Source organism: Streptomyces sp. NPDC043746 (assembly GCF_056436485.1).
The window spans coordinates 14,688-29,083 of record NZ_JBWKCM010000020.1 but is presented as its reverse complement, the minus strand read 5'-3'; the positions used below and the strand labels follow the sequence as shown (position 1 = coordinate 29,083).

At 72.1% G+C, this 14,396-nt stretch carries 13 protein-coding genes and 1 tRNA gene; 5 read left to right on the top strand and 9 right to left on the bottom strand.

Going from position 1 to position 14,396, the window contains the following annotated elements; translation table 11 throughout:
* Nucleotides 1–19: 19 nt before the first annotated feature.
* Nucleotides 20–1,429 carry an NAD(P)/FAD-dependent oxidoreductase gene (locus AC0682_RS21215; protein ID WP_478534608.1) on the top strand — a complete coding sequence of 470 codons (1,410 nt, stop codon included), beginning with the start codon at nt 20–22 and terminating at the stop codon, nt 1,427–1,429.
* A 92-nt stretch (nt 1,430–1,521) separates the two neighbouring features.
* On the opposite strand, the gene AC0682_RS21210 is transcribed toward AC0682_RS21215, so the two are convergent.
* A complete protein-coding gene (locus tag AC0682_RS21210; protein ID WP_478534607.1) occupies nt 1,522–2,151 on the bottom strand; it encodes a class E sortase in 630 nt (209 codons plus the stop codon).
* Nucleotides 2,152–2,313: 162 nt separating this feature from the next.
* A tRNA-Thr gene (locus AC0682_RS21205) sits at nt 2,314–2,389 on the bottom strand.
* 353 nt (nt 2,390–2,742) lie between these two features.
* On the opposite strand from AC0682_RS21205, the gene AC0682_RS21200 reads away from it, so the two are divergent.
* The 3 genes from AC0682_RS21200 (at nt 2,743) to AC0682_RS21190 (ending at nt 5,464) form a co-directional block, all read left to right on the top strand.
* Nucleotides 2,743–3,879, top strand: a complete 1,137-nt coding sequence (locus AC0682_RS21200) for an ABC transporter ATP-binding protein (RefSeq protein ID WP_254812033.1) — start codon at nt 2,743–2,745, stop codon at nt 3,877–3,879.
* 321 nt (nt 3,880–4,200) lie between these two features.
* Nucleotides 4,201–4,614 carry a hypothetical protein gene (locus AC0682_RS21195; protein WP_254812034.1) on the top strand — a complete coding sequence of 138 codons (414 nt, stop codon included), beginning with the start codon at nt 4,201–4,203 and terminating at the stop codon, nt 4,612–4,614.
* Between the two features lie 130 nt (nt 4,615–4,744).
* Nucleotides 4,745–5,464 carry a nucleotidyltransferase family protein gene (locus tag AC0682_RS21190; protein ID WP_478534606.1) on the top strand — a complete coding sequence of 240 codons (720 nt, stop codon included), beginning with the start codon at nt 4,745–4,747 and terminating at the stop codon, nt 5,462–5,464.
* A 90-nt stretch (nt 5,465–5,554) separates the two neighbouring features.
* Here the strand turns inward: AC0682_RS21190 and AC0682_RS21185 are convergent, their stop codons facing one another.
* The 7 genes from AC0682_RS21185 to AC0682_RS21155 all read right to left on the bottom strand — a co-directional run bounded on the left by AC0682_RS21185 (nt 5,555) and on the right by AC0682_RS21155 (nt 12,892).
* Nucleotides 5,555–7,219 carry a DoxX family membrane protein gene (locus AC0682_RS21185; RefSeq protein ID WP_478534605.1) on the bottom strand — a complete coding sequence of 555 codons (1,665 nt, stop codon included), beginning with the start codon at nt 7,217–7,219 and terminating at the stop codon, nt 5,555–5,557.
* A 191-nt stretch (nt 7,220–7,410) separates the two neighbouring features.
* Nucleotides 7,411–8,367, bottom strand: a complete 957-nt coding sequence (rlmB, locus tag AC0682_RS21180) for a 23S rRNA (guanosine(2251)-2'-O)-methyltransferase RlmB (protein ID WP_254812036.1) — start codon at nt 8,365–8,367, stop codon at nt 7,411–7,413.
* A gap of 131 nt (nt 8,368–8,498) precedes the next feature.
* Complete coding sequence (gene cysS / locus AC0682_RS21175) at nt 8,499–9,899, bottom strand: cysteine--tRNA ligase (protein ID WP_478534603.1); 1,401 nt, start codon at nt 9,897–9,899, stop codon at nt 8,499–8,501.
* Nucleotides 9,900–10,111: 212 nt separating this feature from the next.
* Complete coding sequence (locus AC0682_RS21170) at nt 10,112–10,516, bottom strand: PPOX class F420-dependent oxidoreductase (RefSeq protein ID WP_254812038.1); 405 nt, start codon at nt 10,514–10,516, stop codon at nt 10,112–10,114.
* Nucleotides 10,517–10,708: 192 nt separating this feature from the next.
* Nucleotides 10,709–11,227, bottom strand: coding sequence for a 2-C-methyl-D-erythritol 2,4-cyclodiphosphate synthase (gene ispF / locus AC0682_RS21165; protein ID WP_254812039.1), 519 nt, complete (start codon nt 11,225–11,227; stop codon nt 10,709–10,711).
* Nucleotides 11,217–11,984: a 2-C-methyl-D-erythritol 4-phosphate cytidylyltransferase gene (gene ispD / locus AC0682_RS21160; protein WP_478534602.1), complete on the bottom strand. Its 768-nt coding sequence runs from the start codon at nt 11,982–11,984 to the stop codon at nt 11,217–11,219. Before ispD ends, ispF begins: the two co-directional genes overlap by 11 nt.
* 425 nt (nt 11,985–12,409) lie before the next feature.
* The gene (locus AC0682_RS21155) at nt 12,410–12,892 is read right to left on the bottom strand and encodes a CarD family transcriptional regulator (RefSeq protein ID WP_006380568.1); all 483 of its coding nucleotides are present in this window, start codon (nt 12,890–12,892) and stop codon (nt 12,410–12,412) included.
* A gap of 675 nt (nt 12,893–13,567) precedes the next feature.
* On the opposite strand from AC0682_RS21155, the gene AC0682_RS21150 reads away from it, so the two are divergent.
* On the top strand, nt 13,568–14,251 hold the full coding sequence (locus tag AC0682_RS21150) for a DUF461 domain-containing protein (protein ID WP_478534600.1): 684 nt from the start codon (nt 13,568–13,570) through the stop codon (nt 14,249–14,251).
* The last annotated feature ends 145 nt before the right edge of the window (nt 14,252–14,396 follow it).

The window sequence follows — 14,396 nt, the reverse complement described above, 5'->3', positions numbered from 1 at the left end:
CAGGGACCCCAGGGGCAACATGAGCACCGTCAGCAACGCCAGTACCGTCAACGGCGGCATATCGTTCTGGTACGCGCAGGAGGGCACCCCCACCCCCCGCGAACCTCTGCCCGGCGACGCGAGCGCCGACGTCTGCATCGTCGGCGGCGGCTACACGGGACTCTGGACGGCGTACTACCTGAAGAAGGCCGTCCCCTTCCTCAACATCACCGTGCTGGAGGCCAAGTTCTGCGGCTACGGGGCCTCCGGCCGCAACGGCGGCTGGCTCTACAACGGCATCGCGGGGCGCGAGCGGTACGCGAAGCTGCACGGCCACGACGCCGCCGTACGGCTCCAGAAGGCGATGAACGAGACGGTCGGCGAGGTCGTCCGGATCGCCGCCGAGGAGAAGATCGACGCCGACCTCCACCAGGGCGGCGTCCTGGAGGTCGCCCACACCCCGGCGCAGCTCGCCCGGCTCAAGGACTTCCACAGCGTCGAGATCGCGTTCGGGGAGACCGACCGGGTCCTGCGCGGCGCCCGCGAGACCGCCGAGCGGATCCGGGTCACCGGGGCCGTCGGCTCCACCTGGACCCCGCACGGCGCCCGGCTGCACCCCGCCAAGCTGGTCAAGGGGCTCGCGGACGCCGTGGAGGCGCTCGGCGTCACGATCCACGAGTCGACGCCGGTCACCGAGATCAGGCCCAAGCACGCGGTCACCCCGTACGGCACGGTCCGCGCCCCCTACGTGCTGCGCTGCACCGAGGGCTTCACGGCGGGCCTCAAGGGGCTCAGGCGGACCTGGCTCCCGATGAACTCCTCCATGATCGCCACCGAACCGCTCCCCGCCCGCATCTGGGACACCATCGGCTGGGAGGGGCGCGAGACCCTCGGGGACATGGCCCACGCCTATCTCTACGCCCAGCGCACCGCCGACGACCGCATCGCCATCGGCGGCCGGGGCTACCCCTACCGCTACGGCTCCGCCACCGACCACGACGGCCGCACCCGGCCCGCCACCATCGCCGCCCTGCGCGACCTGCTGGTCCGCCTCTTCCCCACCACGGCGGGCGTCCGCGTCGACCACGCCTGGTCCGGCGTCCTCGGCGTCCCCCGCGACTGGTGCGCCACCGTCACCCTGGACCGCTCCACGGGGCTCGGCTGGGCAGGCGGGTACGTCGGCTCGGGCGTCGCCACCGCCAACCTCGCCGCCCGCACCCTGCGCGACCTCATCCAGCAGGACTCCGGCCAGGCGGGCCCCACCGACCTCACCACGCTCCCCTGGGTGAACCACAAGGTCCGCCGCTGGGAGCCGGAACCCTTCCGCTGGCTCGGCGTCCACGGCCTGTACGCGGCCTACCGCGCCGCCGACCGCCGCGAGACGGTCTCGCCGCGCCCCGGCACCGACCCCATCGCGAAGGCGGCGGACCGCATAGCGGGCCGCCACTGATCACCTGAGCCGCCGCTGCCCCGCCGACGAGACCCGCCGACCTGAGCCCCTGAGGGGACTCCTCCCCGGCCACCAGCGCCCCCGTCCGGGAATCAGGAGGCCTCCTCCGCCACCAGCACCCCCACCTTGTCGATCCGGTGCTCGGGGTTGCCGAGGTCGTCACGCCAGACGTTCCCGGCCGCGTCGTCCTCGGGGGTCGCGCAGGTGGAGATCGTGATCATGGCCCGGGTCGGCTCCTCACCCGGCTTCCCCGGCACCTCCGCCCGCTGCTCGGCGAGCGACCGCTCGTTGCGGAAAGAGGTCTTCCGGGTCTCGGTGATCTCGTACGTGTACCGGGTGCCACCCTCCGTCACATACACGGCATCGCCCTTGCCGAGATCCGGCAGCTCGCGCAGCACGCCCCCGGCGCTGAGCCGGTGCGCGGTGACGAGGTAGTTGCCGACATCGCCCGGCCCGACCCCGCCCTCCTCCCCGTACGGACTGGAGGCCACGCCCCGGTCCTGGATGCGGCTGCCGGGGCGGTCGTCGGTCGTGCCCTCGTACGGCACCACGTCCAGGTCCGAGACACCGATGGCGGGGATCGCGAGGACGGCGGTCTCGGTACGGGGTTCGGTGCGGTCGGCGGGGGCCGCCGGGACGAAGGCCGTCGTCAGCAGGACGGCGGCACCGGCACAGGCGAGAGCTGCGGGAAGAGTACGAGAACGACGGCGGCGGCAGTTCATGAGCGTCCATCCCGTCCCGGGTCGTGGTCCGCACTTCCAGTACACCAGGAGTCGGCCGGGAACGCCGATCGGCTGCGGAGTGGGCCCGGAGGCGGTCGCCGCGCTCGTCCCCGCCCACGGAAGAAGCCCGGGCGGACAAGGTCCGACCCGGGCTTCCCGGAGAGCCCCCTGTCGGATTCGAACCGACGACCTGCTGTTTACAAGACAGCCGCTCTGGGCCGGACTGAGCTAAGGAGGCAACGCCGCATGCGCAGAGCACGCGGCGAGAGGTCACAACTTTACACAGCCCCGCTCCCCCACGGACAGGCATATAGGGCAGCCGTAGCCTCCCACGCACCTGTTCGCTGAACACACGGGAGCGCCATCCGGATATCGGACAGGGAAAGGGGCCGCGGTCGAGGCCGCGAAGGAGGGCAGGGGCGGCCGGTGAGACGCACCGCGAGCCGTGACCGAGCGGGGCGCTTCTTCGTCTCCGCACTGGTGGAGGAGCGGATCGCCAGGTAACGTCACCGCAGGTTCACTCGAGTGGACCAGACCACTCCCTACTCGGATCGTCCGGCACGTTCCTGCCGGTGGAGGAGAAGATTCAGCATGGCCAGTGTCACGTTCGACAAGGCGTCCCGCGTCTACCCCGGCTCCACGAAGCCGGCTGTGGACCAGCTGGAGATCGACATCGCGGACGGTGAGTTCCTCGTCCTCGTCGGTCCCTCCGGTTGTGGCAAGTCGACCTCCCTGCGCATGCTCGCGGGTCTGGAGGACGTCAACGGCGGCGCGATCCGCATCGGTGACCGCGATGTCACGCACCTGCCGCCGAAGGACCGGGACATCGCCATGGTGTTCCAGAACTACGCGCTCTACCCGCACATGTCCGTCGCGGACAACATGGGCTTCGCGCTGAAGATCGCCGGGGTGAACAAGACCGAGATCCGGGCGAAGGTCGAAGAGGCCGCCAAGATGCTGGACCTCACCGACTACCTGGACCGCAAGCCGAAGGCGCTCTCCGGTGGTCAGCGCCAGCGGGTGGCGATGGGCCGGGCCATCGTGCGCGAGCCGCAGGTCTTCCTCATGGACGAGCCGCTGTCGAACCTGGACGCCAAGCTCCGTGTCTCCACCCGTACGCAGATCGCCTCGCTCCAGCGCCGCCTCGGCATCACCACCGTCTACGTCACCCACGACCAGGTCGAGGCCCTCACCATGGGCGACCGGGTCGCGGTGCTCAAGGACGGGCTGCTCCAGCAGGTCGACTCGCCGCGCAACATGTACGACCGCCCGGCCAACCTCTTCGTCGCCGGCTTCATCGGCTCGCCCGCGATGAACCTGGTCGAGGTCCCGATCACCGACGGCGGCGTGAAGTTCGGCAACAGCGTCGTCCCGGTCTCGCGCGAGGCGCTGACCGCCGCCGCGGACCGCGGTGACACCACTGTCACGGTCGGCATCCGCCCCGAGCACTTCGACATCGTCGAGCACGGCGGCGCCGCCGCGCAGGCCCTCACCAAGGACACCTCGGACGAGCCTGCCGGCCTCGCGGTCTCCGTCAACGTGGTGGAGGAGCTGGGCGCCGACGGCTTCGTCTACGGCTCCACCCGGGTCGGCGGCGAGCACAAGGACCTGGTCGTCCGCGTCGGCGGCCGTGCCGTACCGGAGAAGGGCACCGAGCTGCACGTCGTCCCGCGCCCGGACGAGCTGCACGTCTTCGCGACCTCGACCGGTGAGCGCCTCACCAACTGACGCCCGCGAACCGACGCCCGTGAACCGGCGCCCCTGAACCGGCGCCCCTGAACCGGCGCCCCTGAACCGGCGCCCGTAGACCTGGCATCGGCAGACCGGCGCCGCAGGCCCCACGGTCCCGCCTCCCCTCCCCGGGGACGCGGGGCCGTTTGCGTGGCGCGGGGCCGGTTCGGGTTTCGCGGCGGAGCAGCGCCAAATACCCCGGCACACAGGGCATTTCCCCCCGCTTCGTCAACCTGGCATTCGAAAGGACGCGTCGAACCATCCCCCGGGCGGGTGACGAAATGTCGTCATGCCATCACCGACCGCTACGCTCGCTGCGTGACCCACACCGCTCGGCGCATCGGCCGATCCTTCGCCCTCGTCCTGCCCGTCGTCATGGTGCTCTCCGGGACCCTCGCGGTCACCAGCGTCCAGTGGGCGGCCACGGACAACGACTCCACGCTGCTGGCCGCCTCCTCGGAGACCGTGTCCAAGCCCGCCAAGCCCCGCGCCGCGCAGGACGTCCTGCGCGACAAGCTCCTCGTCGAGCTGCAGGAGAAGGACCCGGGCACCGCGCTCACGAGCCTCCAGCGCGCCGTCGAGCAGCGCCCCTCCCTGGCGCAGCACTGCATGTCGATCGCCAAGGCGCTCGGCAAGGCCGCGGTCGAGCAGTACGGCCCCTCGCGCGCCCAGCGCTTCTCCCGCCCGGTCTGCGACACGTCGTTCGCCTCGGGGGTCGCTCAGTTCAGCTGAGCTGAGCGGAGCCGCGCCGCCTGCGTACGGCCCGCACGCCACGTACGCCCCCTCCGTACGGAGCCGCCGCCGCCCGCCGTCGTCGGGCGACGGCGGCTTTCGCGCGCCCGCACCGCATATCGTGCCTGCCATGCATACGTATCCGACGCAGGCCGTCATCCTCGCCGGTGGTCAGGGCTCCCGGCTGCGGCCGTACACCGACGACCGCCCGAAGCCGATGGTCGAGATCCCGGGCACCGGGACCCCGATCATCGGCCATCAGCTGTCCTGGCTGGCCGCCGAGGGCGTGACCGACGCCGTGGTCTCCTGCGGGCATCTCGCCGAGGTGCTCCAGGAGTGGCTGGAGTCGGCCGTGCTGCCGCTGCGGGTCACCACCGTGGTGGAGAAGGAGCCGCTGGGCCGTGGCGGCGGGCTGAAGTACGCGGCGCGGCGGCTGCCCGATCCGCAAGCGCCCTGGTACGCCACGAACGGCGACATCTGGACGCGGTTCTCGCTGCGGGAGATGGCCGCGTTCCACGCCGAGCGCGACGCCACCGCCACGCTGGCCCTCGCGCGGCCCCGGATTCCGTGGGGCGCGGTGGAGACGGACGCGTTCGGGCACATCACGGACTTCATCGAGTCGCCGCCCTCGCCGTATCTGATCAACGCGGGGGTGTACGTGTTCTCCCCGGCCTTCACGGCGATGCTGCCGGACCGGGGCGACCACGAGCGGACGACGTTCCCCCGGCTGGCCCGCGAACGGCGGCTGGCCGGGTATCCGCTGCCCCACGGGGCGTACTGGCGGGCGATCGACACGGCGAAGGACCTCACTGAGGCGGCCCGTGAACTGGGCTCGCAGGGCGGCGCCTGATCCCGCGCCCGTTTCCCGCACACGAGAGGGGCGGCCCCCGCCCGGTCTCCACCGGGCGGGGGCCGCCCCTCTCGCTCCTCGCGCCGCCGGTCAGCCGAGGAGGCCGCCGATCGGGTTGCGGCCGCCGCCGGTGGAGCCGCCCGGGGGGGTGTCGCCGCCGCCTCCGGTGGTGGGCGGGGCCTCGGGCTCCGAGCCGCCGCCCGTGGAGCCGTCACCGCCGGTGGATCCGGAGGAGGTGGGGCCCGCGCTGGTGGCGGCGGGTGGCTGCTGGGGGGTGGTCTGCTGCGGGGGCTCCTGGCCGGTGCCCTGGGTCTGGCTCGGCTGGGCCTCGGCGCCGGCGGTCTGGCCGCCGCCGGAGTCGCGGGTGGCGCCGGGGGCGACCTGGCCGGTGGCGGGGGTGGTGCTGGCCGCGCCCGAGGGGGTGGGCTCCGGGCCGCGTTCCTGCTCCTGCGGGGTCCGGGAGGCCTGGCGCTCGCCGGTGGACTCCTGGGGAAGCGGCATGCCGGGGAGGCGGTTGGTGGGGTAGTCGTTGCGGCCGGGGACGGTGACGACCTCGGCGGAGCGTACGGCGCCGCCGAGGATGGAGCCGATGAGCAGGGTGAGGCCGATGACGACGGAGGCCACGACCGTACCGCGGCGCAGGACACGGCGGCGCAGGTCCCAGATCCGGGAGCGCGGCCCGAGGGTGCGCCAGGCCTCCCCGGCGAGCCTCCCGTCCACCGAGTAGACGGGGGCGCCCGCGATGATCAGCGGGCTCCAGGCGGCCAGCAGGATGATGTCGGGGGCGTCGTAGACGGGGACCGTGCGCCAGCTGACCGTCACCAGCAGGGCGGCGGAGAGCAGGGCACCGACCGAGGCGGCCACCCGCTGCCAGAGGCCGAGGACGGTGAGGACTCCGACGACGACCTGGAGGAAGGCGACGGTGAGTCCGGCGCCGACGGGGTGGGCGAGGGCGAAGTCCCGCAGCGGTTCGGCCGCGGCCCAGGGGTTCAGGGCGGTCAGCCACTTGACCATGGAGCCGCGTTCGCCGCCGTCGAAGTAGACGGGGTCGCAGAGCTTGCCCATGCCGGCGTAGATGGAGATGAAGCCCAGCAGCACCCGCATGGGGAGCAGGACGACCCCGAGGTTCATCCGGTGGCCGGGGTAGTACGCGTGCCGGACGGGGTCGTTGCCGTGACGGCGGGCGCGGGACTCGGCGGTGTCCTCGTAGCCGTCGTCGTCACCGTCGGGGCCGGTGGTGGCCGGTGCGTCGTCGGCGGAGTCGTACGCGCCGACGGCCTGGCGCATGGGCGGCAGGAGGGGGCCGGTGCGTCCCGGCTGGTGCGGTGCGGTGAGTACGGGGTTGGGCTGCGTCTCCTCCAGGAGCGGGATGACCTGGGTGGCGCCCGCCGCGTGGCCGTCGGCCGCACCGGCGGTGAGGGCGGGGTCGAGGTGGCCGGCGGTGGAGTTGCGTACGGCCTGGAGGAGGCCGGTGGCGCCCGGGTCGCCCGGGGCCGACCTGCCGCTCCAGACGACCGGCGCTCGCCTGCGGCCGGCTCGTGCACCGGCTCCGGCCCCCGCGGCCGCTCCGGCCCCGCTCATGGCGGGGATGCGGGCCGTGTCCGCGAGTCCCCGCAGCCGGGCGCGCTGGCCCGGGGCGAGCTGCACCCGGAAGCTGGCGTGGTTGACGATGACCTGCGCGGGGTCGCTGTCCACCTTGGTCATGCTCAGGGCGGGTTGCTCGTCGAACCGAGGCGTTCTGGTGTCCACACTCATCTAACCGAGTGATGGGTGGATAGGACACTGCCTTGACAGCCCCGATGTGTCCGAGACCCGTCAAGATCCGGCCAAACCCGGGCATCCTGGAACCTTGTTCGGCGTTCGCGCGTCAACTCGGCGCACGGGCGGGCCCGTTGCAGGGGAGATGACCGCGCGAACGCCGGACGCCACGCGGCAGGCGGCAGGCCCTAGGCGCGGCGGCGCGCCACCTCGTAGAGCACGATGCCCGCCGCGACACCGGCGTTGAGCGACTCGGCGCCGCCCGGCATGGAGATCCGGACCCGGTAGTCGCAGGTCTCGCCGACGAGCCGGCCGAGCCCCTTGCCCTCGCTGCCGATGACGATCACGACCGGGCCGTCCAGCGCCTCCAGGTCCTCCACCGTGTGCTCGCCGTCGGCGGCCAGGCCGACGACGGTGAGGCCCGCCTTCTGGTACCCCTCCAGGGCGCGGGTGAGGTTGGTGACCCGGGAGACCGGGGTGCGGGCCGCCGTCCCGGCCGAGGACTTCCACGCACCGGCGGTCATCCCGGCAGCGCGGCGCTCGGGGACGACGACGCCGTGGCCGCCGAAGGCGGAGACCGAGCGGACGATCGCGCCGAGGTTGCGGGGGTCGGTCACCCCGTCCAGGGCCACGATCAGCGGGTCCTCGTGGTTGTCCTGCGCGGCGACGATCAGGTCGTCCGGGTGCGCGTACTCGTACGGCGGGACCTGGAGGACGAGGCCCTGGTGGTTCAGGCCGTTCGTCATCCGGTCCAGCTCGGGGCGCGGGGCCTCCATCAGGTTGATGTTGCCGCGCTCGCCCGCGAGCTTGAGGACGTCCCGGACGCGCTCGTCGTTGTCGATGAACTGCTGGACGTACAGCGTCACGGCGGGCACGCCGTCGCGCAGGGCCTCGTAGACCGGGTTGCGGCCGACGACCATCTCGGAGGTGCCCTTCACACCGCCGCGCCGGGGCGCGGGGCGGCGGGCGGCGGCCTGGCGGGCCTGGGCGTTGGCGACCCGGTTCTTCTTGTGTCCCTTGCGGGCGGAGGCGGGCGGCGTCGGGCCCTTGCCCTCCAGGCCACGGCGTCGGTTGCCACCGCTGCCGACCTGCGCGCCCTTCTTGTTGGACGTGCGGCGGTTCCTGCGCTGGCTGTTCCCGGCCATGACCTACCTGTTTCGTTGCTTTCAGACGTACGTACGTATGACGTGCTTGCGTGGGGCTTACTCGCCCGCAAGGACAAGTGTGCCGCCCGGATCGCCGGGCGGCACAACTGTGCTGTTCGGAGGGGTGGGGCTCAGCGCGGGCCGAGCGTCCAGCGGGGGCCGTCGGGGCTGTCCTCGATGACCAGTCCGGACTGGTTGAGCTGGTCGCGGATGGCGTCGGCGGCGGCCCAGTCCTTGCGGGTGCGGGCCGACTGCCGCTGGTCGAGGACCAGCCGTACGAGGGTGTCGACGACACCGTGCAGGTCCTCGCCCCGGTCCCCCTCGCTCGCCCAGTGCTCGTCCAGCGGGTCGAGCCCGAGGACCCCGAGCATGGCCCGGACCTCGGCGAGGCGGGCGACGGCGGCTTCCTTGTCGTCGGCGGCGAGCGCGCTGTTGCCCTGGCGGACCGTGGTGTGGACGATCGCGAGGGCCTGCGGCACGCCCAGGTCCTCGTCCATCGCCTCCGCGAAGGCGGGCGGCACCTGGGCGGCGGGCGGGACGGTCTCGCCGGCCTTCTCGGTGACGCGCTGGACGAAGCCCTCGATGCGCGCGAACGCGGACTCCGCCTCGCGCAGGGACTCCTCGCTGTACTCGATCATCGAGCGGTAGTGCGGGGTGCCCAGGTAGTAGCGCAGGACGATGGGGCGCCAGTGCTTGACCATCTCGCTGACGAGGACGGAGTTGCCCAGCGACTTGGACATCTTCTCGCCGGCCATGGTGACCCAGGCGTTGTGCACCCAGTAGCGGGCGAACTCGTCGCCGTACGCCTTGGCCTGGGCGATCTCGTTCTCGTGGTGCGGGAAGACCAGGTCGAGTCCGCCGCCGTGGATGTCGAAGGCCGAGCCGAGGTACTTGTGGGCCATGGCCGAGCACTCCAGGTGCCAGCCGGGCCGGCCGCGGCCCCACGGGGTCTCCCAGCTGGGCTCGCCCTCCTTGGCCGCCTTCCACATGGCGAAGTCGCGCGGGTCGCGCTTGCCGGTCTCGCCCTCGCCGGAGGGCTGGCGCAGGTCGTCCAGATCCTGGTTGGAGAGGGAGAGGTAGCCGGGGAGGGACCGGACGTCGAAGTAGACGTTGCCGTCGGCCTCGTAGGCGTGGCCGCGCTCGATCAGGCCGCGCATCATCTCGATCATCTCGGTGATGTGGCCGGTGGCACGGGGCTCGTAGGTGGGGGGCAGGCAGCCCAGCGCGTCGTAGCCGTCGTTGAACGCGCGCTCGTTCTCGTAACCGATCGACCACCAGGGGCGGCCCTGCTCGGCGGACTTCTTGATGATCTTGTCATCGATGTCCGTGACGTTCCGGATGAACGTCACGTCGTAGCCGCGGTAGGCGAACCAGCGGCGCATGATGTCGAAGTTCAGCCCGGAACGGATGTGCCCGATGTGCGGTGCGGCCTGGACGGTAGCGCCGCAGAGGTAGATCGAGACACAGCCCGCGGTGAGCGGGACGAAGTCGCGGATCTGCCGGGCGCTGGTGTCGTACAGGCGAATAGTCACGCCTCAAGGGTAGTAGGCCCACACCAGTGCCCCGCGACCCTTGGGCGATCGCGGGGACAACTTTCTGATACCGGCCGGCCCGGGGCCTTGTCCGAGGGGCGGTCGAGGAGTGGTTCTGTTGGGTCAGGTGCTGTTCTGGGCGTGTTCCGGGCTCGTTCCGGGTGTGTTCCGAAAGACGCGGGGAGCCGGCTCGGGCGCGGCGGACGCCGCTCTCAGATGCGGCCGACGACCTTGCGCGGGGTGATCCGGACCACGACCCGGGGCGCGTCCTCGGCGGCGTTCGGGTTGAACTCCGCGTACGGCTTGCCGGTGTACTTCAGGGACAGGTCGTCGATCAGCTCCTGCCCGCCCTCCGTGGTCAGTTCGGCGCGACCGCGGATCTCGGCGTACACGTACGGGTTGTCGGCCGGCTGGACCAGGACGGTGACGCGCGGGTCGCGGCGGAGGTTGGTCTCCTTGCGGCGGCCGACCGTGGTGGAGATCAGGACGTCGTCGCCGTCGCGCTTCACCCAGACCGGGGAGACCTGCGGGCTGCCGTCCGGCTGGATGGTGGCGATGTTGACGAAGACCGGGGAGTCGAGCAGGTCCTTGAGCTCGGTGGAGAGTGCGGCGGTCATGGCGTACGTCCTCCTGGTGGCCGGGGTGGTGCGGTGCTCCTACCCCCGACCCCGTACGGCCTGCGCCGCTTCCCGCCGCTTTCCGCCGGACGGATGAAGGAGCAGGTGCGTACGGAGGTGGTACACGGCCCGCGCCTCCTCGCGCCGCACGGGGCCCTACGGCGGGTCAGCGTGCGGGAGGGCGGCAAGCGGTCAGCCGGCCCGGTAGACCAGTGCCGTCGCGATCCCCGCGAGCCCCTCACCGCGCCCGGTGAAGCCGAGCCCGTCCGAGGTGGCGGCGGAGAGCGAGACCGGGGCGCCCACGGCGGCGGAGAGCACCTTCTGCGCCTCGTCCCGCCGCTTGCCGATCTTGGGGCGTACGCCGACGACCTGGACGGCGACGTTCCCGATCTCGTACCCCTCGGCGCGGACGATCCGGGCGGCCTCGGTGAGCAGGGTGACTCCCGCGGCACCGGACCACTCGGGGCGGCCGGTGCCGAAGTGCTGCCCGAGGTCGCCGAGGCCGGCGGCGGAGAAGAGGGCGTTGCAGGCGGCGTGGGCGACGACGTCGGCGTCGGAGTGACCGGCCAGGCCGGGGCCCTCGCCCTCCCACTTCAGCCCCGCGCACCAGAGTTCGCGGCCCTCCTCGAAGGCGTGGATGTCGGTGCCGATCCCGACGAGCGGGACGATCGGGGCTGCGGCGCGGGTCGCGGCCGGGGTCTCAGAAGCCATCGTGGGCCCTCCTGCGGGCGAGTACCGCTTCGGCCAGCACCAGGTCGAGCGGACGGGTGACCTTGAACGCCTCTTCGTGGCCGGGGACGACGACGACCGGCTCACCGAGGCGCTCGACCATGCCTGCGTCGTCCGTGGCGCCCTCGCCGTCGAGCGCCGCCTCGGCGTGGGCGCGGACGAGGGTGTCCCGGTCGAAGCCCTGCGGGGTCTGCACAGCGCGCAGCCTGGCCCGTACGGGGGTGGCGAGCACGGGCTCGGGCTCCCCGGCGGCCGCGGCGGGCTCGACCTCCTTGACGGTGTCGGCGAGGGGCAGCGCGGGAACGACGGCGGGCGCCCCGTTCCGTACGGCCTCGACGACCGCGTCCACCGTGTCGACGGGCACCAGCGGGCGGGCCGCGTCGTGGACCAGGACGGCGCCGATGTCGGCGGGGAGCGCGTCGAGTCCGAGGCCCACGGACTCCTGGCGGGTGTCGCCGCCGGGCACGACCAGGTAGTCGGTGTGGTCGGGCAGGGAGTGCTCGTCGAGGAGGTGCTTGACCTCGGGCGCGCCGTCCGGCGGGGCGACCACCACGACCAGGGAGACGGCCCGGGAGGCCGCCATGGCGCGTACGGCGTGGATGAGCATGGGCGTGCCGCCGAGCGCCCGGAGGGCCTTGGGGGCGCCGGGGCCGAGCCGTATGCCCCGCCCGGCCGCGGGGATCACCGCGGCGGTGCGCAGGGGGCGCGGCCGATCGGGCGGGGGTGGCGTCGAGGTCATCGATTGCACTCCGAAGGTCCGAAGGTTCGGCAGGTTTGTTTCCACGGGCGACGTGGGTAGGGGCCCAGCAAGCCGGGCGCGACGCCCTCTGGCTTGACCCGGGCCCTTCCGTGACACCCGGTCGAGCGTGGAGCGGAGTCGCGGCGGCGATCAGCGTACGGGGGTGGCCGGTGCGGGCACACCCGGCAGCGGGGCGGATCCGACCGTTCCGGGGAAGGCCGTCGGCCGGGGCCGTCGCCGGAGCATCGCAGAGGGGACCCGGGAGCGGGGCGCCGGTGATCGGTGGCCGGACGGCAGGCCCGTCCGGGCCCGGACATGCCGCAGCGCCCGACGACACACCGTGAGGACGGATGGTCAGCGGGCACTGCGGGCACATTCCTACGACCGGCTGTTCACGACTCGCGTGATCCGGACCGCGATCCGGTTCAGGACGCGAGAACCTCGTCGAGCAGGGCCTCGGCCTTGTCCTCGTTCGTGTTCTCCGCGAGAGCCAGCTCGCTCACCAGGATCTGGCGGGCCTTGGCGAGCATGCGCTTCTCTCCGGCGGAGAGACCGCGCTCGCGCTCACGGCGCCACAGGTCACGCACCACTTCAGCGACCTTGATGACATCGCCCGAGGCGAGCTTCTCCAGATTTGCCTTGTAACGCCGGGACCAGTTCGTCGGCTCTTCGGCATACGGTGCGCGCAGCACCTCGAAGACCCGGTCCAGTCCCTCCTGCCCGACCACGTCGCGCACGCCTACGAACTCCGCATTGTCCGCCGGCACACGAACCGTCAAGTCGCCCTGGGCGACCTTGAGCACCAAGTAGGTCTTGTCCACGCCTTTGATCTGGCGAGTTTCGATAGCCTCGATCAGCGCGGCCCCGTGATGGGGATAGACCACGGTGTCGCCAACCTTGAACGTCATGTGACAGGTACCCCTTCCGTGGCTATCCAGAGTAACACGAGAATCGCCGCCCCCGAATGGCGTTTTCGCAGGTCAGGGCATATCTCAGGGCTTGACAACAGCGACACGGACGTGCTGCGGAAGGCTTCCGGAAGGCGGTATTCGCAGGTCGGAGCGGCTGCGCGACCGGAAGGAAACACTCCCGCCGCACAGCCCGGAAGCCTCACAGAAGAGGACGAAAGTCCCGTTTTGTCGGGTTCGGCGGGGTGAACTTTACGCACTCCGTTCGATCGTCGATCACTCGTACGGAGGTAAGTGCACGCCGCCAATGGAATTGATCAAGCCTCACCGCTTCACGCCCCCTTCGTGACGCCTTTCCCGGGGACCCCGGGGGAATGGGCCGCGGGCGGAGGAATTGATCACCGGGATTATGTGAACAGCGCGTGACGCGTGCGCCACCGATACGCCCGTCCACCTGCCACGACCGCCCCGCGAGCCCCCGGAAGGCGCACGACACCCCCATAGAGGCGGGTCGGGTGCGGGGCGACAGCGGCGGCTCGGTAGCCTAAGGCCGCTGACACACCCTTAGGGCTGCTTTACGTCACCCCTTCCCAGCCGTCCTCGGGGCGCTCAGCACCCGTACGACGCCCGACGTCCGAAGTCCGCAGTCCGATCGTTCAAGGAGTTGCCGCCGCCGTGAGCCGCAGCCTTCGACACGGCGCCCTCGCCGCCACTGCCATCGCGTTCTCGATCGTCTCCCTGTCCGCCTGCGCGGCGGGCAACAACGCCGAGACGCTCAAGGTCAGGCCGGACAACGCCGCCACCTCGGTGGGCACCGTCAAGGTCCAGAACGTGAACGTGATCACGCAGGCCGACCCCGAGGCCGAGGGCCCCGCCGTGGTCGCCGCGACACTGTTCAACGACGGCACCGAGGACGAGGTCCTGGAGAGCATCACGCTGCCCGGCACCGACGTCCAGGTGAAGCTGCAGGCCGCGAAGGGCAGCGGCCCCGTCGAGCTCCCGGCCGGCGGCCAGCTCGTCCTCGGCGGCAAGGGCAACGCCTCCGCCGTGATCGAGGCGGGACGCGAGGCCACCCAGGACGGCGACGTCCAGCAGGTCGTCTTCAAGCTGAGCCGCACCGGCGACGTCGGCCTCGGCGCGACCGTCGTCCCCGCGGTGGGCTTCTACGAGGACTTCGGCCCGAGCGCGCTGCCCGCGTCCCCGGCCCCGAAGCCGAGCGCCACCCCGGACGCGACCGGCTCCGCGACCCCGCAGGCCCCCGAGGCCCCGGCCGGTGAGACCCCGGGCACCGAGGAGTCCCCGGCGGTCGGCACGGAGCAGGGCGCCCCGGAGACCGCGACGGCCGGGACCACCGGCTGACGCCTCCGGCGTACGCAGGTATCTCCGCACACGAGAAGGGGGGGTTTCCCGCCGGGAAGCGCCCCCTCTCGTTTTCCTGCCGGCCCCCGGTTCACTGCTCGAACTTGTACCCCCAGACCCGCAAGGTGGAGGAAGAATATGGGGA

Bases quoted from the DNA above. Each gene is read 5' to 3' on its own strand.
- AC0682_RS21200 (WP_254812033.1), top strand. From the start codon at position 2,743: ATGGCCAGTGTCACGTTCGACAAGGCGTCCCGCGTCTACCCCGGCTCC.
- AC0682_RS21210 (WP_478534607.1), bottom strand. From the start codon at position 2,151: ATGAACTGCCGCCGCCGTCGTTCTCGTACTCTTCCCGCAGCTCTCGCC.
- AC0682_RS21170 (WP_254812038.1), bottom strand. From the start codon at position 10,516: ATGACCGCCGCACTCTCCACCGAGCTCAAGGACCTGCTCGACTCCCCG.
- AC0682_RS21155 (WP_006380568.1), bottom strand. From the start codon at position 12,892: ATGACGTTCAAGGTTGGCGACACCGTGGTCTATCCCCATCACGGGGCC.
- rlmB (WP_254812036.1), bottom strand. From the start codon at position 8,367: ATGGCCGGGAACAGCCAGCGCAGGAACCGCCGCACGTCCAACAAGAAG.
- ispD (WP_478534602.1), bottom strand. From the start codon at position 11,984: ATGACCTCGACGCCACCCCCGCCCGATCGGCCGCGCCCCCTGCGCACC.
- AC0682_RS21190 (WP_478534606.1), top strand. From the start codon at position 4,745: ATGCATACGTATCCGACGCAGGCCGTCATCCTCGCCGGTGGTCAGGGC.
- AC0682_RS21215 (WP_478534608.1), top strand. From the start codon at position 20: ATGAGCACCGTCAGCAACGCCAGTACCGTCAACGGCGGCATATCGTTC.
- AC0682_RS21185 (WP_478534605.1), bottom strand. From the start codon at position 7,219: ATGAGTGTGGACACCAGAACGCCTCGGTTCGACGAGCAACCCGCCCTG.
- ispF (WP_254812039.1), bottom strand. From the start codon at position 11,227: ATGGCTTCTGAGACCCCGGCCGCGACCCGCGCCGCAGCCCCGATCGTC.